The 20,220-nt window shown below is 71.1% G+C and carries 19 protein-coding genes; 9 read left to right on the top strand and 10 right to left on the bottom strand.

From position 1 onward, the window contains the following. Window positions 1–38 precede the first annotated feature (38 nt). The 4 genes from ACQP2F_RS27810 to ACQP2F_RS27795 are packed head-to-tail and all read left to right on the top strand — an operon-like array spanning window position 39 to window position 3,507. Window positions 39–1,163 carry an NAD(P)/FAD-dependent oxidoreductase gene (locus ACQP2F_RS27810; protein ID WP_433292366.1) on the top strand — a complete coding sequence of 375 codons (1,125 nt, stop codon included), beginning with the start codon at window positions 39–41 and terminating at the stop codon, window positions 1,161–1,163. Beyond that, window positions 1,160–2,065, top strand: a complete 906-nt coding sequence (sigJ, locus tag ACQP2F_RS27805) for an RNA polymerase sigma factor SigJ (RefSeq protein ID WP_433292364.1) — start codon at window positions 1,160–1,162, stop codon at window positions 2,063–2,065. Before ACQP2F_RS27810 ends, sigJ begins: the two co-directional genes overlap by 4 nt. 31 nt (window positions 2,066–2,096) lie before the next feature. Then, a complete protein-coding gene (locus ACQP2F_RS27800; protein ID WP_433292362.1) occupies window positions 2,097–2,786 on the top strand; it encodes a phosphatase PAP2 family protein in 690 nt (229 codons plus the stop codon). 10 nt (window positions 2,787–2,796) lie between these two features. Then, entirely contained in the window at window positions 2,797–3,507 is a 711-nt protein-coding gene (locus ACQP2F_RS27795) for a phosphatase PAP2 family protein (protein WP_433292360.1), read from the top strand. A gap of 14 nt (window positions 3,508–3,521) precedes the next feature. Here ACQP2F_RS27795 and ACQP2F_RS27790 read toward each other — a convergent pair whose 3' ends face one another. From ACQP2F_RS27790 to ACQP2F_RS27775, 4 genes are all read right to left on the bottom strand, one after another. Continuing rightward, window positions 3,522–4,955, bottom strand: coding sequence for a COG1470 family protein (locus tag ACQP2F_RS27790; protein WP_433292358.1), 1,434 nt, complete (start codon window positions 4,953–4,955; stop codon window positions 3,522–3,524). Between the two features lie 33 nt (window positions 4,956–4,988). Next, entirely contained in the window at window positions 4,989–6,338 is a 1,350-nt protein-coding gene (locus tag ACQP2F_RS27785; RefSeq protein ID WP_433292356.1) for a mannitol dehydrogenase family protein, read from the bottom strand. Between the two features lie 481 nt (window positions 6,339–6,819). Continuing rightward, window positions 6,820–7,497: a response regulator gene (locus ACQP2F_RS27780; RefSeq protein WP_433292354.1), complete on the bottom strand. Its 678-nt coding sequence runs from the start codon at window positions 7,495–7,497 to the stop codon at window positions 6,820–6,822. Between the two features lie 64 nt (window positions 7,498–7,561). Then, window positions 7,562–8,932, bottom strand: a complete 1,371-nt coding sequence (locus tag ACQP2F_RS27775; protein WP_433292352.1) for a sensor histidine kinase — start codon at window positions 8,930–8,932, stop codon at window positions 7,562–7,564. Between the two features lie 78 nt (window positions 8,933–9,010). Here ACQP2F_RS27775 and ACQP2F_RS27770 point away from each other — a divergent pair, with 78 nt between their 5' ends. Beyond that, window positions 9,011–9,646, top strand: coding sequence for a DUF4386 domain-containing protein (locus ACQP2F_RS27770; protein ID WP_433292350.1), 636 nt, complete (start codon window positions 9,011–9,013; stop codon window positions 9,644–9,646). Here ACQP2F_RS27770 and ACQP2F_RS27765 read toward each other — a convergent pair. From ACQP2F_RS27765 to aceA, 3 genes are all read right to left on the bottom strand, one after another. Next, window positions 9,643–10,692, bottom strand: a complete 1,050-nt coding sequence (locus tag ACQP2F_RS27765) for a GNAT family N-acetyltransferase (RefSeq protein ID WP_433292348.1) — start codon at window positions 10,690–10,692, stop codon at window positions 9,643–9,645. The two genes, ACQP2F_RS27770 and ACQP2F_RS27765, sit on opposite strands and share 4 nt — an antisense overlap. Window positions 10,693–10,800: 108 nt before the next feature. After that, a complete protein-coding gene (aceB, locus tag ACQP2F_RS27760; protein ID WP_433292346.1) occupies window positions 10,801–12,468 on the bottom strand; it encodes a malate synthase A in 1,668 nt (555 codons plus the stop codon). Beyond that, entirely contained in the window at window positions 12,468–13,757 is a 1,290-nt protein-coding gene (gene aceA, locus ACQP2F_RS27755; RefSeq protein WP_433292344.1) for an isocitrate lyase, read from the bottom strand. Before aceA ends, aceB begins: the two co-directional genes overlap by 1 nt. Window positions 13,758–13,935: 178 nt before the next feature. Between aceA and ACQP2F_RS27750 the strand changes: the two genes are divergently transcribed. Continuing rightward, window positions 13,936–15,348, top strand: a complete 1,413-nt coding sequence (locus ACQP2F_RS27750; protein ID WP_433292342.1) for a helix-turn-helix domain-containing protein — start codon at window positions 13,936–13,938, stop codon at window positions 15,346–15,348. A gap of 127 nt (window positions 15,349–15,475) precedes the next feature. Here the strand turns inward: ACQP2F_RS27750 and ACQP2F_RS27745 are convergent, their stop codons facing one another. Together ACQP2F_RS27745 and ACQP2F_RS27740 are read right to left on the bottom strand one after the other, a co-directional pair. Then, window positions 15,476–16,732 (bottom strand): sensor domain-containing phosphodiesterase, encoded by a 1,257-nt coding sequence (locus ACQP2F_RS27745; protein WP_433292340.1) that lies wholly within the window; start codon window positions 16,730–16,732, stop codon window positions 15,476–15,478. Between the two features lie 40 nt (window positions 16,733–16,772). Continuing rightward, the gene (locus ACQP2F_RS27740) at window positions 16,773–17,264 is read right to left on the bottom strand and encodes an FBP domain-containing protein (RefSeq protein WP_433292338.1); all 492 of its coding nucleotides are present in this window, start codon (window positions 17,262–17,264) and stop codon (window positions 16,773–16,775) included. Between the two features lie 196 nt (window positions 17,265–17,460). Between ACQP2F_RS27740 and ACQP2F_RS27735 the strand changes: the two genes are divergently transcribed. From ACQP2F_RS27735 to ACQP2F_RS27725, 3 genes are read left to right on the top strand one after another with little or no spacing between them, the layout of a single operon-like run. Beyond that, window positions 17,461–18,210 (top strand): lytic polysaccharide monooxygenase, encoded by a 750-nt coding sequence (locus ACQP2F_RS27735; protein WP_433292336.1) that lies wholly within the window; start codon window positions 17,461–17,463, stop codon window positions 18,208–18,210. Continuing rightward, a complete protein-coding gene (locus ACQP2F_RS27730) occupies window positions 18,195–18,749 on the top strand; it encodes a DUF305 domain-containing protein (protein WP_433292334.1) in 555 nt (184 codons plus the stop codon). The genes ACQP2F_RS27735 and ACQP2F_RS27730 overlap by 16 nt, the downstream gene beginning before the upstream one ends. 9 nt (window positions 18,750–18,758) lie before the next feature. After that, window positions 18,759–19,286, top strand: coding sequence for a GNAT family N-acetyltransferase (locus tag ACQP2F_RS27725; RefSeq protein ID WP_433292332.1), 528 nt, complete (start codon window positions 18,759–18,761; stop codon window positions 19,284–19,286). Here the strand turns inward: ACQP2F_RS27725 and ACQP2F_RS27720 are convergent. Further along, window positions 19,265–20,161, bottom strand: coding sequence for a hypothetical protein (locus ACQP2F_RS27720; protein WP_433292330.1), 897 nt, complete (start codon window positions 20,159–20,161; stop codon window positions 19,265–19,267). The genes ACQP2F_RS27725 and ACQP2F_RS27720 overlap by 22 nt on opposite strands. Window positions 20,162–20,220: the final 59 nt, after the last annotated feature.

Raw genomic sequence — 20,220 nt, 5'->3', positions numbered from 1 at the left:
GCGGGTCACCTCCTCCGTCGTCCCGTCATCTCGTGGGCATGGACGACATCGTGGTTCTCGGCGCCGGGTACGCCGGCATGGCGACGGCGATCCAGCTGGCCGCGCGCAACCGGGGCGACTTCCGGGTGACTTTGGTCGACGCCCACGAGCGGTTCACCGAGCGGCTCCGGCTGCCGATGACCGCTACCGGACAGCAGACCGCCTCACTCTCGATCCCCGGCCTGCTCTGCGGCACCGGCGCGCGCTTCGTGCGCGGCCGGGTCACCTCGGTCGATCTCGGCGCGCGCACCGTCGTGCTCGACCACGGCACGATCACCTTCGACCTCCTCGTGTACGCCCTGGGCAGTGTCGCCGACGCCTCCTCCGTGACCGGGGCCGCCGACCACGCGTACACGCTGAACGGCGTCGCCGAAGCCGCCCGGCTGGCGGATCGTCTCGGGTCGGCGCGGCAGGTCGTGGTCGGCGGGACCGGGCTCACCGGGGTGGAGTCGGCGGCCGAGATCGCGTCCCGGTTCCCGTCGCTGAGGGTGACGCTGGTCGGGCGTACGGCGCCGGGAATGTCGTTGAATGCGAAGGCCGGCGCCTATCTCCGCGGCGCGCTGGACCGGCTCGGTGTGGTCTACGAAGCCGGGGAGATCCGGAACGTGCTGGCCGACGCGGTGGTCGTGGACGACGCGACGCTGCCGGCCGACGTCTTCGTGTGGGCCGGTGGGACCCGGGTGCCGGTGCTGGCCGAGGGGATCGCGACCGACGCGCGCGGGCGGATGGTGACCGACAGTGTCCTGCGGTCGGTGTCGCACCCGTTCGTCTACGCGGCCGGCGACGCCGCGGCGATCCGGCAGCCCTACGGGATCATGCACGGGACCTGCCAGAGTGGCATGCCGACGGGGGTGCACGCGGCGGTGTCGATCGTGCGGTCGCGGCGCGGGCGGGAGCCGCGGCCGTTCCGCTTCGGGTACTACCACACGCCGATCAGCCTGGGGCGCGACGACGCGGTCGTGCAGTTCACGCACGGTGACGACACGCCGCGGCGCCTCCACCTGACGGGCCGGGCGGCGGTTCGCTACAAAGAGACGGTGACCGCCGCGCCCTGGCCCACCTATCGCCGCATGAAGCGCCTGCCGGCGTCGGGGGCGTTCTGGCCGAAGGGCCGCCGGGCATGATCTTCGACGAGCACCGTGGTCTGCTGTTCGCGGTCGCCTACCGCATCCTGGGCAGCGCGGCCGAGGCCGAGGACGCCGTGCAGGAGGCGTGGATCCGCTGGTCGTCCGTCTCCACCCGGGCCGGCATCGCCGACCAGAAGGCCTATCTCTGCCGGATCGTCGCCAACGAGGCCCTCGCCCGCCTGCGCCAGGCCCGCCGGCGGCGCGAGGCCTACGTCGGGCCGTGGCTGCCGGAGCCGATCGTGACCGACCACCCGGCCGACCCCGACTCGATCTCGATGGCGATGCTGGTCGTCCTGGAGGCGCTGAGCCCGCTGGAACGGGCCGTCTTCGTCCTCCACGAGGTGTTCGATTTCAGTCACGCGGAGATCGCCACCGCCGTCGGGCGCTCGACCGGGGCGGTGCGGCAGGCCGCACACCGGGCCCGCGAGAACGTGGCGGCGCGGCGGCCGCAGTTCGCCGCTTCCGCCGCCGGCTCCCGGCCGGTCGATCCGGCTGAAGGGCGAGTGCGGCTTCGCTCCGTCACCGAGCGGTTCCTGGCCGCCGCCACCGGTGGTGATGTCAACGCGCTGATGGAGCTGCTCGCGCCCGACGTCACGCTCTGGACCGACGGCGGGGGCAAGGTGCGGCAAGCGCTGCGGCCGATCACCGGGGCGGGAACGGTCGCCGGGTGGTTCGCGGCGATCGGGACGGTCACCTACCAGGGTGTGGCGCCCGGGGACATGCGGGCGAGCGTGGCCGAGATCAACGGCGGACCGGGAGTGATCTTCCGGGGGCCGGACCGGGTCGTCGCCACGGTGACGTTCGACCTCGACGGGTCGGGGCGGATCGCCGCCGTCCACAACGTCGCCAATCCCGACAAACTCGGAGCGGTGGAGTCGGGTGCGACCTACAGGTTGTAGGGGGCCCGGGAACGTGGGTATAGCTTCGGGCATGCGCTTCACTCGGGCGACCATCGCCGCTGCCGTCGCTGTCCTGCTGCTCGTGCCGTTCGCGCTGCTCGCGGTGCTCGTGATCGGGAACGTGGACTGGCTGCACTCGCTCGATCTGCGGGTGACCGACCGGCTGCACGGGTTCGCGGTCGGCCATCCCGGGTGGGTGTGGTTCGAGAACTGGTGGAGCCTGGTCTTCCATCCGAACACCTGGCGGGTCGCGGCGGCCGGGCTGGCGCTGTGGCTCGTGCGGCGGGGCGATCGGGCGCTCGCCTGGTGGGTCGTCGTCACCATGACGGCCGGCGGGCTGCTGGGCGTACTGCTGAAGTTGCTCGTCGGCCGGCACCGGCCCGACCTGCTCGACCCGGTGGCCCGCGCGGCGGGATATTCGTTTCCGTCCGGGCACGCGCTGACCAATGCGCTCGGGGCAGCGGTATTCCTGATTGTGCTGATCCCGCACACTCGCCGGAAAGGCGCCCGGCTCGCGTTGTGGGTGTTGGCGGTCGTCATCCCGGTGATCACCGCGGTGTGCCGGGTGGCCCTCGGCGTGCACTGGACCAGCGACGTCGTGGCCGGTCTCATCCTCGGGGTGGCCGTCCCGGCGGTGACCGCGTTCGCCTTCCTGTCCTTCGCCAGCCGTCGCGCGGCGCGGCGGGAAATGTTACGCATGGAAACCGATCGAATCGGGTAGAGCGCGGGCCATGCTCGAGAACCGCGCCGAGTTCGGACGCTATCTGGATGCCCCACATCTGGCCGCCGTGGGCAAGCGGATCCTGCTCCCGGTTGTCGTGCTGCTGCTCGGAATGATCGGGCTCGGTCTCCTGATCACCCGCGTGCTGCACGACGTCTGGCCGTTCACCGTCGAGGACGGCGTCAACCGCTACTTCGCGGCCCATCGCACCGACCCGCTGAACAAGGTCACCTGGTTCTTCAGCTTCGTCGGCAGCACGCCGGTGATCATCGGGGTGACCGCGATCGCCGCGATCGTCCTGCTGCGTACGCTGCACAGCTGGCGCGAGCCGCTGTTCCTGTGCGCGGCGGTGAGCGCCCAGGCGATCGTCTTCTTCTTCACGACGCTGGCGATCGACCGCCAGCGGCCGGACGTGCACCGGCTGGACAACTCCCCGCCGACGTCGAGCTTCCCGTCCGGCCACACGTCGGCGGCGTTCGCCCTCTACGCCGGACTGGCCTTGGTGCTTGCCACCCTCGTGCGGCGCACCTGGGTGAAGTGGATGTGCTGGCTGCTCGTGCTGGTGCCGGTCGCCGTGGCGGTGTCCCGCCTCTACCGGGGGATGCACCACCCGAGCGACGTGACCGCGTCGTTCATCAACGGCTCGATCTGCATCACCATCATGGCGTTCGCGATGCTGGACCGGCGCGTCCAGTGGTCACGGCTGAGCGTGAGTCACTGAGCTGATCTGGCCCCTCAGCTCAGCGGCGCGAACTTCAGCGCCGTGACCGCCACCGGCGTCGCCACCCCGCCGCCGGCCACCGCCGGACTGATCAGCACATAGTCGACCCCGCCGTGCTGAGCGGCCAGCTCAGGCGGCACGGTCAGGGTCGGCGCCGGCGCGTTCGACAGGTCCGCGAAGTGGACCTCCATCGTCATCGTGTTCGGCGTCAGCGGCACCACCTGCACGGCCCCCGCCGCCCCGTTCGGCAAGAAGTCCAGCATGAGCGGCACCTCGTGACACTTCGTCGGATCGTCCGGCGTGCTCGACGTCAGGAACCGCTGCCCGGACGTCGCGTCGGTGACCACGGCGGCACTCCGCGCGCTCGCACACCCGGGCACCGAGATCGTCCCCGGGTCGGCGCTCACCAGGAACCCGTCGTTGCGGAAGAAGTCGCTGGCCACCACGCCGTCCGGGGGCTTGGTCAGGTCCACCTGCCGGGCCGCGGTCCCGGCATTCGTCGTCGCCGCGGTCGACGGCGCCGTCGTCGTCGCCGCGGTCGTGGGCGGGGGAGCCGCCGTCTGGCCGCCGGCCGACGCGCCGGCCGAGGCGCCCGCTCCCACCGGCGGCGGCGCCGCGCTCTGCGGGGCCGCCGTGGTCGCCCCCGCCCCCGCGGTGGCCGGCTGGGTCGCGGCCGCCGGCGTCTGCTTGTCGTCACCGCCCTTGGCGATCAACGCCGGCACCGCGATCGCGGCCGCCAGCACGATCACGCCGGCCGCGATCCCGGCGATCTTGGCGAACTTCGACGCGATCCGCGGCTCCTGGACGAACGTGGCCGTACCGGTCACCGGAGTCGCCCCCGGCACCTGCGGGTTCGCCGCGATCGTGAGTTGCCGCTGCTTCTCCTTGTTCCACGGCGGCGGCGCCGCCACCGACAGCAGCGCCCGGCCGGCCGCGCTCGGCGGCAGATCGAGGTAGGCCGGCTGGAAGACCGTGCTGACCCGCCGCTCCGGGTCGGTCGCGGTCAGGAACAACCGCACCGGCGCGTTGCCGCCGTTCGTCAGCTCCACCGTGTACTGACCCGTGCGCCCGCCGGTCACCACCTCGGGCGTGGTGCGCAGCGTGATCTGCTCGACGCTGGCCAGCTGGATCGGCACCTCGACACAACGCGAGACGTCATGCCGGTACGGCGAGCGCACCAGAGCACCGACCACATAGGTGCCGGCCGGGGGTGGCGGCTGCACCGGCAGCGTGACCTTGACAGTGAGGGTCGCACTCTCGGCCGGCCGCAGCTTGGCCACCTCGGGCTCGGCCCGCACGGTCGCCCCCTCGGGCAGGCCCAGCATCTCGACGCCGTAATGCTCCACGATGTCGCTCGCGTTGCGCACGGTGACATCGAATTGGAGGTTGTCCCCGGGCGAGGCCTCAGCCCGCTCCGGCGCGACATTGACACGCAGCGGCAGGGTCACCGGCTCATGCTGTCACCCCCGCGCCAGCAGGGGCTATGCAATACCCGACACGAGATCTTCGAGTGTCGCTCGCGCTCCCTTCTCGTGCAGGCTGGCGAGCACCGACCGGTACGCCGAGACGAAGCGCTCGTTGTCGACCAGGTCGCCGAAGACATCCCGGTCCGACACGAAGGCCAGTGGGTCCTCCCGCTGCCGCCGGGCGTTGGCCATCAGCTTGTCCTTGAGCTGGTCGACGACCTCGATCGGCTCGCCCTGCTCGTCGACGCCCTCGTCGTAGCGCGCCCAGGACGCCACGATCGCCGTCGACAGCAGGATCTCGCCGCCGGTCTCCAGGTTCTTGCGGATCACCGGCAGCAACCACTTGGGGATGCGGTCGGAGCTCTCGGCACACAGCCGGGCGACCGTGTCGCGTACCTGGGCATTGGAGAACCGCTCGATCAGCTGATGCTGATACTCGCGAAGATCGACCCCCGGGACCGGCTCCAGCGTCGGGGTGGCTTCGCGTTCCATGTACGCGAGCAGGAAGCGCGCGAAGAGCGGATCCTGCGCCACCTCGTGCACCAGGCGATATCCGGCGAGCCACCCGAAGTAACAGAGCCCCTGGTGGGAGGCGTTCAAAAGGCGCAACTTCATCAGCTCGTACGGCTCGACGTCGCTCACCACCTGAACGCCGGCCTCCTCGAACGGGGGTCGCCCGTCGCCGAAGGTGTCCTCCAGCGCCCACTGGGTGAACGGCTCGCAGACCACCGGCCAGCCGTCGTCCACCCCGAAGCTCTTGCGCACCTGCTCTCGATCGTCATCGGTGGTCACCGGCGTGATCCGGTCCACCATGCTGTTCGGGAACTGCACATTCTCCGCGACGTACGAGGCCAGCGCCGGGTCCTTGAGGCGCGCAAATGCCACAAAGCTCCGCCGGGCCGCCTCCCCGTTCCCCTGGATGTTGTCGCAGCTCATGATCGTGAACGGCGGAACCCCCCGCTCCCGCCGCCGCTCGATCGCCGCCGTGATCAGCCCGAACGTTGTCTTCGGCAACGCACCCGGTTGCAGATCGTGCTGCACGTCCGGGTTGTCGGCCATGAACTCCCCGGTCACGGCGTTGAAGTTGTACCCGCCCTCGGTGACAGTGAGCGAGACGATCCGAACCGCAGGCGAGGCCATCTTCTCGATCACCGCCTCCGCATCGTCCGGCGCGTAGAGGTACTCGACGATCGACCCGATGACCCGCGCGTCGAGCCCGCCGTCCGGCGACTTGACCACAAGCGTGTAGAGCCCGTCCTGCGCCCGCAGCACATCGCGCATCCGCTGGTCGGCCGGCATCACCCCGACCCCGCAGATGGCCCAGTCGAGGGCCTTGCCGTCGTTCATCAGCCGATCGAGATACATCGCCTGATGAGCGCGATGGAAGCCACCGACCCCGAAGTGCACAATTCCGGCCGTGAGCCGAGACCGGTCATAAACCGGAACGGCGACATCCTTCAGGGACGACAGCGTGGCGTTGCTGAGGGGCAGCATCTTCGGTGACCTCCCGGCGGTGGTTCGGGGATAACCCACAGCATCCCACTGTTACCGCTAGGTCACCGCCGACCGAGTCGGATGATCTTCTGCCCGCTCACGGTCACGCCCGCCGCGCGCTGCCTCGCTTTCCGGTCGCATCCGTTCCCGCGCTGCCCGTTCCCGCGCTGCTTGTTCCCGCGCTGCTTGTTCCCGCGCCGCCCGTTCCCGCGCTGCCTGTTCCCGCGCCGCCCGTTCCCGCGCCGGGCCGCTTTCGATCGCGCCTCTGCGTCGGGCCGGCCGCTCCCACCGCTACGAGCCTTCCGCGTCACGCGGCCCGAGCGTCGGCCGAGTCTCCGCGCTTGCCCCGCCCCTACTGCGGCATCATTCGCACCCCCGGCGTGATGCGACCGGTCTCGTAGGCCCACATGGCCAGCTCAACCCGGTTCCGCGCACCGAGCTTGCCCATCAGGCTCGCAAGATGAGACTTGGTCGTGCTCAAACTGACCCGCAGCGAATCGGCAACCTCGGCGTTGGAGAGCCCTCGCGCAACCGCAAGCAACACATCCTCCTCCCGCGGCGACAGCGGCTCGATCGGCTGAACCGCGACCCGTCCCGTAGGAACGCTGGCAAAGGCCTGCAGCAGCCGCACAGTCACACTCGGTGCGATGAGCGCCTCCCCATCGGCCGCCGCCCGCACCGCCTGAACAAGCAGCTCAGGCCCGGCATCCTTGAGCAGGAAGCCCCGTGCCCCATCCCTGAGCGCCCCATAGACGTACTCGTCCAGATCAAAGGTGGTAATCACCACGACCACCATTGGATCCTCGACGCCCGGCCCAGCCAGCTCCCGGGTGGCGCCCAGCCCGTCCAGCTCCGGCATCCGAATGTCGAACAGACACACATCAGGCCGCAACTCCCGGGCAAGCCGCACCGCCTCCCGCCCGTCCCCGGCCTCACCGACCACCTCGATGCCCGGATCGGTCCCCAACATGATCCGAAGCCCGGCCCGAATGACCGCCTGATCATCAGCGATCAGCACGCGGATCGCCATGCCCGTCCTCCTCGCTGAAGCCGTCCCCGCCTGCCTCGGCGGTCCCGCACCGACCTTCCCGCCGCTAATACTCCCGCCCGTGTCCGGTCTGCCCGCCGTTCCGGTTTTGGCCGTCCCGCTGTTGCCCCTCCCGCTCTTGCCCATCTCGACGCTGCGGCACCCCGTCGCGAGGCAGCTCCGCCTCGACCAGCCACCCGCCACCTGCGCGCGGGCCGGCCCGCAGCGTCCCACCCAGCAGCGCCGCCCGCTCGCGCAGACCGCGAAGCCCGTAACCACCACGCCCAGCCCGACGTCCCAAGTCCTCACCAGCGACCGCAGCAACGTCGGGTCCGCCGCTCGCAGGCTTGCCGTCGTCCCGCACATCCACTCGGACTCGCGACTCCCCGGCGGCTACGTCCACCCGGATGACGGTCGCTCCCGTAGCGTGCCGGGTGGCGTTGGTGACCGACTCCTGGACGATGCGGAAGACGGCCGAAGCAATGGGCGCCGGAAGCGTTTCGACTGTCCCCTCAACGTGCAGATCCACCGGTGGTCCGCTGCCGCGCTCTCCGGCCAGGCGCCGCAGATCGGCCACGGCGGGAAGCGGCGCCAGGTCGACTCCGGCGCCGTCCTCCCGCAGGGCCGTGACCATCGCACGCATCGCCTCCAGCGTTCGTGCTCCCTCTTCCTCGACACCGGCGAGGGACTGGACGGCGCTCGTCGGGTCGGCGCCGGCCAGCACCCGGCCCGCCTGGGCCCGGACGACGATGGACGAAACGTGGTGGGCGACCGTGTCGTGCAGCTCCCGCGCGAGGCTCTCCCGCTCGCGGGCCCGCATCGTCTCGAGCTCCCGCCGGCGGGACGTCGATCTGAGCCGCACCATCGCCCCCAGCGCACCTGGGAAGGTCAGGACCGAGAGCCCACCGACGACATCGCTCACGGGTCCGCGCTCCAAAACTGTGGACAACGCGAAAAGCGCCAGGACGACGGCCGAACCCAGAACGATGTCGCGCCCGGATCCCCAGCGCGTCAACGCGTAAACCAGCACAAGAATGACGCTGCCGGCGTAAAGCCCGATCGGTCTCGCGTGCCCGGCCGCGAGGTCGATCAGCGCGAGGACGATGCCGCCGCCGAAGGCGAGGAGGACCATCTCCAACGGCCGCGTGCGCCGCCACAACGTGGTGAGACAGAGCCCGACCGTCACAAGCACGGAGAACGGCCGCCATGTGACCTCGGCCCGGAAGACTCCCTCGAGCGCCGTCGCGAGCAGACCGGCGGCGAGCAGCAGCCAGTCTCGCCACACCCGCACCGGTGCATCCGGTGCCCGTGGCTCGGTCCACAGCGCTCGCAGCTCGTCTCGCAACACGCGATTCATGCTAGGCAGCGAGCGCCGTGGCGCATCGGCCGAAAGAACGACCGTTTTCACCGGCCAGGAGAACGAGAACACGGCTGCCATGCGCCCGATGTCGCCCCCGGCCCACACCGGAAGACTCACGGCATGCCTCAATCGAAGTCGTACGGACGCCTCGTCGGCGTGCTGTTCATCCTGGCCTCCGTCGCCGCGATCGCCGGCGGCTCACTCCTCCTTCCCCTCGACGATCCGGGCCGTCTGAGCGACGGCGGCCCGCACGTCCAATTCGTCACCGGCGCTCTGCTGGAGGTGGTCCTCGGGATCTCAGTCATCGCGATCGCGGCCATGCTGACACCGGTTCTGAGGCACGCGGGCGAGGGCGCGGCGATGCTGTACGTCGCGGTCCGCACCTTCGAGGGCACGCTGGTCCTGGTCGGCGCTCTCAGCGCCCTGGTGATGACTTCTCTGGCCGGCTCCGGTCTGACACCCGCGCTGGAAGCACTGATATTGCACACCCGCGAGTGGGCCTATCACTTAGGAACGGTGCTGATGTTCGCCGTGAGCGCGGTAGTGCTGAACGCTTTGCTACTCAGAGGACGCCAGGTTCCGCCGTGGCTGGCCTGGTGGGGACTGCTCGGCGGCGCGCTCCTTCTTCTGCGCGGGGTGCTTGAGATGTACGAGTTCCCGCTGCCCACTGCCACGCAGCTGACCTTCGCGGCGCCGATCGCGGTCCAGGAGATGGTCTTCGCTGGATGGCTGGTCGTGAAAGGCCTGGCGCCCGGGGCGGCGCCACCGGTTCCCGCATCGATGGAGCACTAGCGCGAAGCGTCGGGCGAAGGGTGCAGGTCGTGTTGATAAAGGAGGCTGCGATGGGTGGGTTGGTAGCCGAGAGACTCGTTGATCCGGCGCATGGCGGTGTTGCTGTCGGCGGTGTCGGCCAGCAGGCCGGCCAGTCGGGGGAAGCGGGCTCGGGTCCGGGCGATCTGGTCGGCCTTCATCCAGCGGGCGAGGCCGTGGCCGCGGTGTTCGGGCAGGACTCCGGTGCCATAGTGCTGGCCGTCTCCGGTGCCGTCGCCGCGAACCACCAGCTCGGTGAACGCGACCATCTCACCGCCGCCGCCGGCCTTGCCGCCGTCGGCCGCCTTGCCGCCGTCGGCCGCCTTGCCGCCGTCGGCGGTCATGGCGTCGTCAGCGGCCATGGCGTCGTCGGCGGTCATGGCGTCGCCGGTGGTCAGCACGGCGGTGACGAGCAGGATCTCGTTGCGGCGGGCCACGGCGTCGGCCACGGCTTGCAGGCGGGGCACGTCCCAGACCGGCGGGATGTAGGTGGCGTCGTCCATCGGCATGTCGTCCATCGCGCGCCGGGCACGGACGTAAGTCTCGGCCAGGTCGTCGGGGACGCGGCCTTCCCAGTGGACGAGGCGGTAACCGGGGACCGCGCGGACCGCCTCCGGTGCGCCGTGCCCGAGCGAGCCGGCGGCGGAGCGGGTGGAGTCGAGGGCGAGGCGGGTGGAGTCGAGGGCGAGGCGGGTGTAGGTCAGGCGCAGCACGCGGCGCAGGCCCGCCGCGGCGCAGAAGTGGTCGCCGGGCGAGCCCTCCTCCACCGGCTGGGTGAGGATGCCGAGGAGGGCGGGCTCAGCCACGGCCGCGGCGTCGATCGCCGCGTGCAGCAGCTGGGTGCCGATGCCGGCTCGGCGTTCGGCCGGATGCACGTGGATCTCCAGGTCGGCCACTCCGCCGGCGGTGGGGATCCAGAGGTACGCCGATCCCAGCGGATGGCCGTCGGGCGCGGCGGCGAGCCATGCCAGGCGGCGGCTCGTGGCGCTCACGTTCGGATCGACCAGGGCCGTGATCTGTGCGGTCATGGCCGTCATTGTGGCCGACCGGTCGGGCATGCAAGCGATCGCCACCAGGTGCAAGCCGAAGAACGGCGCGGACCAGTGCCGGGACCGCGCCGTTCCTCGTTCTTCCGCTCAGGCCGCGACAGTAGCCTGGTCGGTCGTCGTGGACACCGGGGACGAGCCCGCACCGCCGGACATGTGGCGCAGGTACGCCGGCAGCGTCAGGAACTCGGGACAGGTCCGTTCGGTCAGCAGCACCGTCAGCAGTGTGCGGGCCTGGCCGAACCGGCGGGCGGCGTCCTCGTCCAGGGCGCCGGTCTCGCTGAGGACATCGAGCTCCTCGCGCAGCATCCGGGTGACGAGGGCGGCCGAGACCGGCACGCCGTAGTCGGTGGGGGTGCTGGCGTGGATCCACTGCCACAGCTGGGCGCGGCAGATCTCGGCGGTCGCCGCGTCCTCCATCAGGCCGCCGAGGGCGACCGCGCCGCGGCCGGCCAGCCAGGCGGCGATGTACCGGAGGGCGACGCTGACGTTGTTGCGCAGCGCCACCTCGGTGACCTGGACGCCGACCGCCTTGACGTCGAGCAGGTCGCTGGCGGTCACCCGGACGTCGTCGCGCTTGCGGACGATCTGGTTGGGCTCGTCGCCCAGCCACTGGTCGAACACGTCGCGGCAGGTCGCCACCAGGCCGGGGTGCGCCACCCACGAGCCGTCGAAGCCGTCGCCGACCTCGCGCCGCTTGTCCTGGCGGACCTGGTTGAGGGCCCGCTTGGCGGCGACCGGGTCGCGGCTCGGCACGACGGCGGCCATGCCGCCGATCGCGTGGGCGCCGCGCCGGTGGCAGGTGCGCACCAGCAGTTCCGTGTACGCCCGCATGAACGGCGCCGTCATCGTGACCTGGGAGCGCTCGGGGAGGACCACGTCCGGGCGGTTCTTGATCATGCTGAACAGGTAGTCCCAGCGGCCCGCGTTGAGGCCGGCCGAGTGCTCGCGCAGCTCGTACAGGATCTCGTCCATCTCGAATGCGGCCGTGATGGTCTCGATCAGCACCGTGGCCCGGATCGTGCCGCGCGGGATGCCGAGCTGCTCCTGGGCGAAGACGAAGACGTCGTTCCAGAGGCGGGCCTCCAGGTGCGACTCCAGCTTCGGCAGGTAGAAGTACGGGCCGGAGCCCCGGTCGAGCTGGCGCTGCGCGCAGTGGAAGAGGTAGAGCCCGAAGTCGAACAGCGACGCCGAGACGGCCCGGCCGCCGATCCGCAGGTGAGCCTCCGGCAGGTGCCAGCCGCGCGGCCGGACCATGATCGTCGGAATCTCCGAGCCGACCTTGTACTCGCGGCCGTCGGGGGCGGTGAACTGCAGAGTGCCGTCCAGGGCGTCGCGCAGGTTGAGCTGGCCGAGGACGACGTTCTCCCAGGTGGGGGAGGTGGCGTCCTCGAAGTCGGCCATCCAGACCTTGGCGCCCGAGTTGAGGGCGTTGATGGTCATCTTGCGCTCGGGCGGGCCGGTGATCTCCACGCGGCGGTCGGTCAGGTCGGGCGCGGCCGGTGCCACCTGCCACGAGGCGTCCTCGCGGATCGCCAGGGTCGACGGCAGGAAGTCGAGCTCGTCGGTCCGGGTGGTCCGCCGCCGGCGGCGACGCTCCAGCAGCTGGACGCGGCGGGCGCCGAACTCCCGGTCGAGCGCCACGACGAAGGCGATCGCCTCGGGGGTCAGGATCTCGCCGTAGCGGCCCTCGGTCGTACCGGTGATGGTGACCTCTTCGTTTCCGCTGAACGAGGTGCCGACAGATGAAGAAGACATCAGAACTGCTCCGCCTCGGTCGAGCCCTTGAGGGCAGTGGTCGAGCTTTCCGGGTTGAGGGCCGTGGACACCGCGTCGAAGTAGCCGGTGCCGACCTCGGCCTGGTGCTTGGTCGCGGTGTAGCCGTCGGCCTCGGCCGCGAACTCGGCCTCCTGCAGCTTCACGTAGGCGGTCATGCCGCTCTCGGCGTAGCCGCGGGCCAGCTCGAACATCGAGTGGTTCAGCGCGTGGAAGCCGGCCAGCGTGACGAACTGGAACTTGTAGCCCATCGCGCCGAGCTCCTTCTGGAAGCGCGCGATGTCGGCGTCGTCGAGGTTCTTCTTCCAGTTGAACGACGGCGAGCAGTTGTACGCCAGCATCTTGCCCGGGTGCTCCATGTGCACCGCCTCGGCGAAGTCGCGGGCGAAGTCCAGGTCGGGCTTGCCGGTCTCAACCCACAGCAGGTCGGCGTAGTCGGCGTAGGCCACACCGCGGGCGATCGCGGCGTCGGCGCCGGGGCGGACCCGGAAGAAGCCCTCGGCGGTGCGCTCGCCGGTGAGGAACGGCTTGTCGCGCTCGTCCACGTCGGTCGTCAGCAGGTCGGCGGCCAGCGCGTCGGTGCGGGCGATCACCAGCGACGGAACGCCGAGCACGTCGGCGGCGAGGCGAGCGGCGTTGAGCGTGCGAATGTGCTGCTGGGTCGGGATGAGGACCTTCCCGCCGAGGTGGCCGCATTTCTTCTCGCTCGCGAGCTGGTCCTCCCAGTGCACGCCCGCCGCGCCGGCCGCGATCATCGCCTTCATCAGCTCGAACGCGTTGAGCGGGCCGCCGAAGCCGGCCTCCGCGTCGGCCACGATCGGGGCGAACCAGTCGCGCTCGTGCCGGCCCGCGGCGGTGTCGATCTGGTCGGCCCGCATGAGGGCGTTGTTGATGCGGCGCACGACGGCCGGGACCGAGTTGGCCGGGTAGAGCGACTGGTCCGGGTAGGTGTTCCCGGAGAGGTTGGCGTCGGCCGCGACCTGCCAGCCGGAGAGGTAGATGGCCTTGAGGCCGGCCCGGACCTGCTGCACGGCCTGACCGCCGGTGAGCGCGCCCAGCGCGTTGATGTAGTCCTCGCTGTGCAGCAGCTCCCAGAGCCGCTGCGCGCCGCGCTCGGCCAGGGTGTGCCGCTCCTGGACGGTGCCGCGGAGCTTGATCACGTCCTGCGCGGTGTAGCTGCGCTTGATGCCGAGCCACCGAGGATCGCCGGCCCACGCCCGAGTGAGGTCCGATGCGGTACCGCCCCTGACTTCGGTCAGCTGATCAGTCATCAGTATCCCTTTCCTACCCTGTCGCGCGCCCCTCCGGTGAAGGAGAAGCGGTGGAAGAATTCGACTGTCGCGCAGGGCGCAAGGGGTCAGGGAGGCGATTGTGACCAGAAGAAACGCGAAAATTCTGCTAGCGTCAAAACCCGTGACGGCTTCACTTTCTTCAGAGTCTGTTGATCTAGTGACCCTCGGCCAGCGGCTGCGGCACCTGCGCAAATCCAAGAACATGACGCTGGAGCAGTTGAGCGAGGCGGTCGGCCGGGCGCCGTCGCAGCTCTCGATGATCGAGAACGGGAAGCGCGAGCCCAAGCTCTCGATGCTGCAGGGCATCGCCTCGGCCCTCGGTGTGCCGATGGCCGACCTGCTGCGTCCCGAGGCGCCCACCCGGCGGGCCAAGCTCGAGATCGACCTGGCGCATTTTCAACAGGATCAGGCGTACGCCCGATTGGGGTTGCCGGTCGTGCGAGGTGGCCGCCGCTTGCCGGCGGATGCGCTCGAAGCGCTGGTGGGTCTGCATCGGGAGTTGGGCCGGGTGCTGGCCGAGCAGAGCGCGACGCCGGAGGTCGCCCGGAAGGCCAACGCGCAGCTGCGGGTCAACATGCGTGAGCGCAACAACTACTTCCCGGAGATCGAGGACGCGGCGGCCAAGGTGCTGCGGTCGGTGCGGTACACGACCGGTCCGCTGTCGCAGCGCGGCATCCTCGACATCGCGGCGTCACTGGGGTTCTCGTTGCACTACGTGAACGATCTGCCGGGCTCGACACGTTCGGTGACCGACCTGAAGAACCGGCGGATCTACCTGCCGCAGGTGGCGAGCGGGAAGGGCCACGACCCGCGGGCGGTGGTGCTGCAGACGCTCGGGCATTTCGTGCTCGGGCACAACGACCCGGCCGACTACGGCGACTTCCTCCGGCAGCGGGTCGAGGCGAACTACTTCGCGGCGGCGCTGCTGATGCCGGAGAAGTTCGCGGTCGAGTTCCTCCGCTCGGCGCGCGCCGACCGGGCGCTGGCGATCGACGACTTCCGGGACGCGTTCGGTGTCTCCTACGAGACCGCGGCGCACCGGTTCACGAACCTGGCGACCCAGCACTTCGGCATCCCGGTCCACTTCACGCGGGTGCACGAGAACGGGATCGTCTACAAGGCGTACGAGAACGACGGGGTGCGCTTCCCGACAGACGTCACCGGCGCGATCGAGGGGCAGCCGATCTGCCGCAAGTGGGCCTCCCGCACGATTTTCCACGCGGAGGACCCGTACTCGTCGTTCTACCAGTTCACCGACACCTCGGCCGGCACCTACTGGTGCACCGTCCACATCGAATCGACACGGTCGGGCGAGTTCTCGGTCACCGTCGGGACGCCCTACGAGCACGCGCGGTGGTTCCGCGGGGGAGACACCAGCAGGCGTACGGTGTCCCGCTGCCCCGATCCCGACTGCTGCCGCCGCCCACCGGCCGACCTGGTGCGGCGCTGGGCGGGGAACGCCTGGCCCAGTGCCCGCGTGCACTCGCACCTGCTCGCGGCGCTGCCGCCGGGCACCTTCCCCGGCGTCGACAACCAGGACGTCTACGACTTCCTGGAGCGCCGAGCCTAGGGCCCGCCAACGGGGCGCCGTGTCGGCGGGCCGCGCACGTCGGCGGGCCGCGCACGTCAACGGGCCGCGCACGTCGACGGGCCGCCGCGGTCAAGGCGACCGCATCGGTGCGGCGGCCCCACATCCGTCAGCCGAGGCCGACCGCCGAAAGCTCCTCCGACCGCACCGGCGCGATCCAGCCCAGCAGCGACCGAGCCGCCTCCAGCACCAACCCCCGGTCGTGCGTCAGCGCGAACTCGAACCGCCGCTCTCGGTCCGGGCCGTCGTCGCCGAGGTCGTGAGCGACCAGGGCGGCGGCCCGGTGCGGGCCGATGACCAGCACGTTCCACTCGTCGCGCAAGGTGTCGTCCTCGCCCAGGCAGGCGCCGCGCACGCCGGGCGCCGGCTCGTCGTCGAGGCCCGCGCCCAGCGCCGCCACCAGCGGGCCGCGCGCGGCCATCCGGGCGAAGCGGCGGGCGGTGCCGGGCGTGAAGTGCCGGGCCTCCTGGAAGCAGGCCAGCAGCACGCACGGCTCGCGGCCGTCGGCGGCGACCGCCTCCAGGTGCCGGCTCATGGGCATGAGCTGCGCCTTCGTGGCCTGCGCGACCGGGCGGCGGGCGGCGACGACCTCGAACGGCGTGCGGTCATCGGAGCGTGGCGGCGGCAGGAACGGCAGGCGTGACCCGGCCCGTACGCCGCGGGGCAGCGGCCCGGGCCGGCCGAAGAACCAGCCCTGACCGACCGTCGCGCCCATCGCCCGGGCGACGGCCAGGTGCTCGGCGGTCTCGATGCCCTCGGCCAGCACCACGGCGCCGCTGGTCTCGGCGTGCGCGGCCACCGCCGTCACCACCCGGGCGGTGTGCGGGTCGCCGGGCGCGCGCAGCAGGCCCATGTCGAGCTTGACCACGTCGGGCTGGACGAACGGCATCAGCGCGAGCGACATCGGAACCGCGCCGACGTCGTCGAGGGCCACGCCCCACCCGGCGGTCCGGCAGGCGGCGGTGGCGGCGAGCAGGCCGGACGGGTCGTCGGCGATGGCCCGCTCGGTCATCTCGGTGACCACCCGAAGCCGGGCCTCGGCCTCGGCCACCACCGGGGCGAGGTCGGGCGGGCACGCCGCCTGCCACGCGGTCGGCTCCATGTTGACGAACCAGGTGAGGTCGGGATCGGCGCCGGCGGCCAGGATCGCCCGGTACGCCTGGGCGCGGCAGATCCAGTCGAGCTCGTGCTCCCGCCCGGCCGCGCGGGCCGCCGCGAACAGCGTCGCCGGCGACTCCCACGGGGTGCCGGCCGGCCCGCGGCTGAGCGCCTCGTAGCCCAGCACCTTGCCGGTCGCGATCTCGACCAGCGGCTGGAACACCGGCGTCACGGCGCGGCGGTCGAGCACCTCCCTGATGTCCTGCATGATGCTGCCTATCGGCAGGGCCGGCGAAGATCTGAGCCGGCTAGCCGGCCAGCACCCGCTTGACGAAGCCGTTGAGGTTGGTCATCGCGCGGTCGACGCGCTCGTCGAGGGTGAGCGTCTCCTCCTGGCGCACCAGGCGGCCGCGCGGCTGGCGCTTCCCGCGCAGGTAGAGCGAGCAGGCCAGGTCGCTGCAGATGTACTCGCCGACCGTGTTGCCCTGGCGGCCGGACGCCCCGGCCAGCGGCGCCACGAACAGCGTCACGCCGTCGGAGGAGTGGCCGGTGTAGCAGACGCGGCACATGCTCGAGCGCAGCGCGCTGGTACGGCGGGACTCCGGCCGGCGCAGCACGATGCCCGTCGCGTCCGGCATCACGATCACGGCTCGCTGCGGGGCGCCCGGGTCGGTCCAGCCGAGGAAGTCGAGGTCGCGCCACGGCACGGCGGCGAGGTCGGGCAGCTTGATCCGGCCCGCCTCGCCCTTGGAGCAGTTGGCGAGGCCGCCCCGGATCTGCGGCTCGGTCAGTGGTTCCATCCGGCGAACGTAACGGATCACCTCGCGCCCGGCAGCCGATTATCGGGGCATCGAAAAACTTCGTTAAGTCTATTTACTGTTAACACTCCTTAACTTATGTTGGGCTCACGAGCGGGTTGCTTCGACCCCCATCGAGGCAGCGCCGCGCGGATCCCCATGAAGAGCGCGGATCCCCCATGAAGAGACGGAGTACTTCATGAGACGCCGATTTCTCCTACCCGCACTGACCGTCGCCGCGACCGCCGCCTCGCTCCTGGTGGCCGTCGCCCCCGCATCCGCACACGGATACATCTCGTCGCCGCCCAGCCGGCAGGCCAACTGCGCCAGCGGCGCGGTCGCCAACTGCGGCGACATCATCTACGAACCACAGAGCGTCGAGGCGCCCAAGGGCTCGAAGCTGTGCAACGGCGGTGGCAGCCGCTTCGCCGTGCTCAACGACAACAGCAAGGCGTGGCCGGTCGCCGGGGTCGGCAAGACGGTCACCTTCAACTGGGTCCTCACCGCCCGGCACTCCACCGCCACCTGGGAGTACTTCATCGGCAACACGCTGCTGGCGTCCTTCAACGACGGCGGCGCCCAGCCCGGCGCGACCAAGCAGCACACCGTAAGCATGGGCAGCTTCACCGGCCGCCAGACGATCCTGGCCCGGTGGAACATCGCCGACACCGTCAACGCGTTCTACTCCTGTGTGGACGTCAACATCGGCGGCGGTTCCACCACGCCCACCACGCCGCCGGCCACCACGCCCACCACGGCCCCGACCACGGCGCCGCCCACCACCACGCCGCCGACCTCGAATCCGACGGGCACCTGGAAGGCCGGCACCGCGTACAAGGTGGGCGACGTGGTGACGTACAACGGCATCTCCTATCGCTGCCGCCAGGCGCACACCGCCCTGGCCGGCTGGGAACCGCCGAACGCGCCGGCCCTGTGGCTCGCCGTCTAGCACGGCTCGCGCTGATCCTGGCGCTGGCCGCCGGTTGCTCGCACGAGCGGCCGGCGGCCACCGCCGAGCCGTACAACGCCACCGACGTGATGTTCCTGCAGATGAGTCTGGAGCAGATCACCGAGGGCGACCAGGTGGCGTCGCTGGCCGAGGAGCGCGCCGCCGACCCGCGTGTGCGCGCGATCGCCACCGAGCTGCGCACGCAGTGGAAGGACGAGTCGGGCACGATGCGGCGCTGGTTGCTGGGCTGGCAGCAGCCGCTCACGGCCGATCCGTCGGCGGGCGCGCACGCCGGGCATGGCGCGCTGCACGCGCTGCGGGCCTCCGACATCGAGGAGCTGCGCGCGGCCCGCGGAGGCGATTTCGACCGTACGGCGGTAAGCCTGCTCCTCGGGCACCTGGCCAACTGTGTCGAGACGTCCCGGATGGAGCAGTCCGCCGGTGGCTACCCGCCCGCGAGATCACTGGCCACGACCGCCACCGAGCGGCGCCAGAGCCAGGTGCGGCGGCTGCTCACCCTCGCCGCGGCCGGCGGCTAGCGTGGGGGCATGCCGGAGCTGATCGCACCCACCACTCGTCTGCATCGGGCCTGGATCGAGTCGTGGGAGGAGTGGGGCCGCGGCGTTCACCAGGACGGCGCCGGGATGCGGCCGGGCGACGAGTTCGAGAGCGCGGCCGGGTTCGCGGCCTGGGTGCGGCGGCTGCGCGACGAAGAGGACGAAAGCCTGCCGGTGGCGGCCGACTGGGTGCACTGCACGTACCGCTGGATGATCGACGGGGACCGCATCCTGGGAGCGATCTCGCTGCGGCACACGCTCAACGCGTTCCTGCTCGACTGCGGCGGCCACATCGGCTACGGCGTGCGGCCGTCGGAGCGGCGCAAGGGGCGGGCGAGCTGGGCGCTCGGGCTCATGCTCGACGAGGCCCGGAAGCGGGGCATCGAGCGGGTGCTGATCACCTGCCGGCCGGGCAACGTGGCGTCGGCGCGCACCATCGAGATGGCCGGCGGGGTCTTCGAGGACATCCGCGGCACCGGTGAGCGCGAGGTGCGCCGTTACTGGATCTCTCTGGACTGACGGCGGCCCTTCCGCGGCGCCGGTGCCGGGGCCGGAGCGGGAGCCGGGTCCTGGGCCGACGCGGAGGTCGGGCGGGCGGCCGAGTTGGGCGGCGGGAAGGCCCGGCTGTTGCGCGGCTGACGGTCGCGTGGTGGCCCGGGCGGCTCTTCCTCCGGGATGGCGGCTCCCGATGACGCGCCGGCCGATGAGGGCGACGGCGAGGAAGGGGAAGAAGGGGAGGAGGGCGACGAAGGGGAAGAAGGGGAGGAGGGCGAGGAAGGGGGAGAGGAGGAAGGCGAAGAGGAGGAAGGCGAGGAAGGCGAAGAGAGGGAGGACGAGGAGGGTGACGAGGAGGGGGACGAGGAGGAGGGCGCGGAAGAGGGAGCCGGCGAGGAGTCGGGCGCTGCGGAGGCGAGGCCCGGTTCACCGGCGGCCGGGGGAGCGGCGCGGCGCTGCAGTGGCAGGGAGCGCAGGATCGGGCGGCGCGGCCAAAGACGGACCTCTACATGCGTCCGGGGGTGGGTACGAAACCAGACCCACAGCAGGGGCGTGCCGATGACGCCGGCCCCCACGGCGGCGAGCAGGATCGGCAGCCAGCACTCGCGGCCGCCGGTGACGGCCAGCCAGGTGAGCGCCACGAGGGACACCGCGACCGTCCACAGGCGGCGCCGGCCGGCGGCGGTGAGGCCGGCCGGGATCGCGAAGATGATGTGGACACCCAGGAGCGACGCGAGCAGCGCCCGCGTCGGCAGCACGTCGCCCGCGCCGACCACGACGAGCAGGACCACGAAGGCCGCCGTCCAGTAGCGCAGGTTTCCGGCCGCCGGCAGCAGCAGGAAGGCGATGATCACCCAGATCGAGATGACCAGTGTGGCGGCCGTGCCCAGTCCGACCATATCTCCGAGCGTAATTGCTATGCGTACCGAACGCATTCGCTGAGAAGTGTCTTACTGTG

It is taken from the genome of Actinoplanes sp. CA-030573, assembly GCF_050951115.1.
Taxonomy (GTDB): Bacteria; Actinomycetota; Actinomycetes; order Mycobacteriales; family Micromonosporaceae; genus Actinoplanes.
This window is presented reverse-complemented; position numbering and strand designations above follow the sequence as displayed.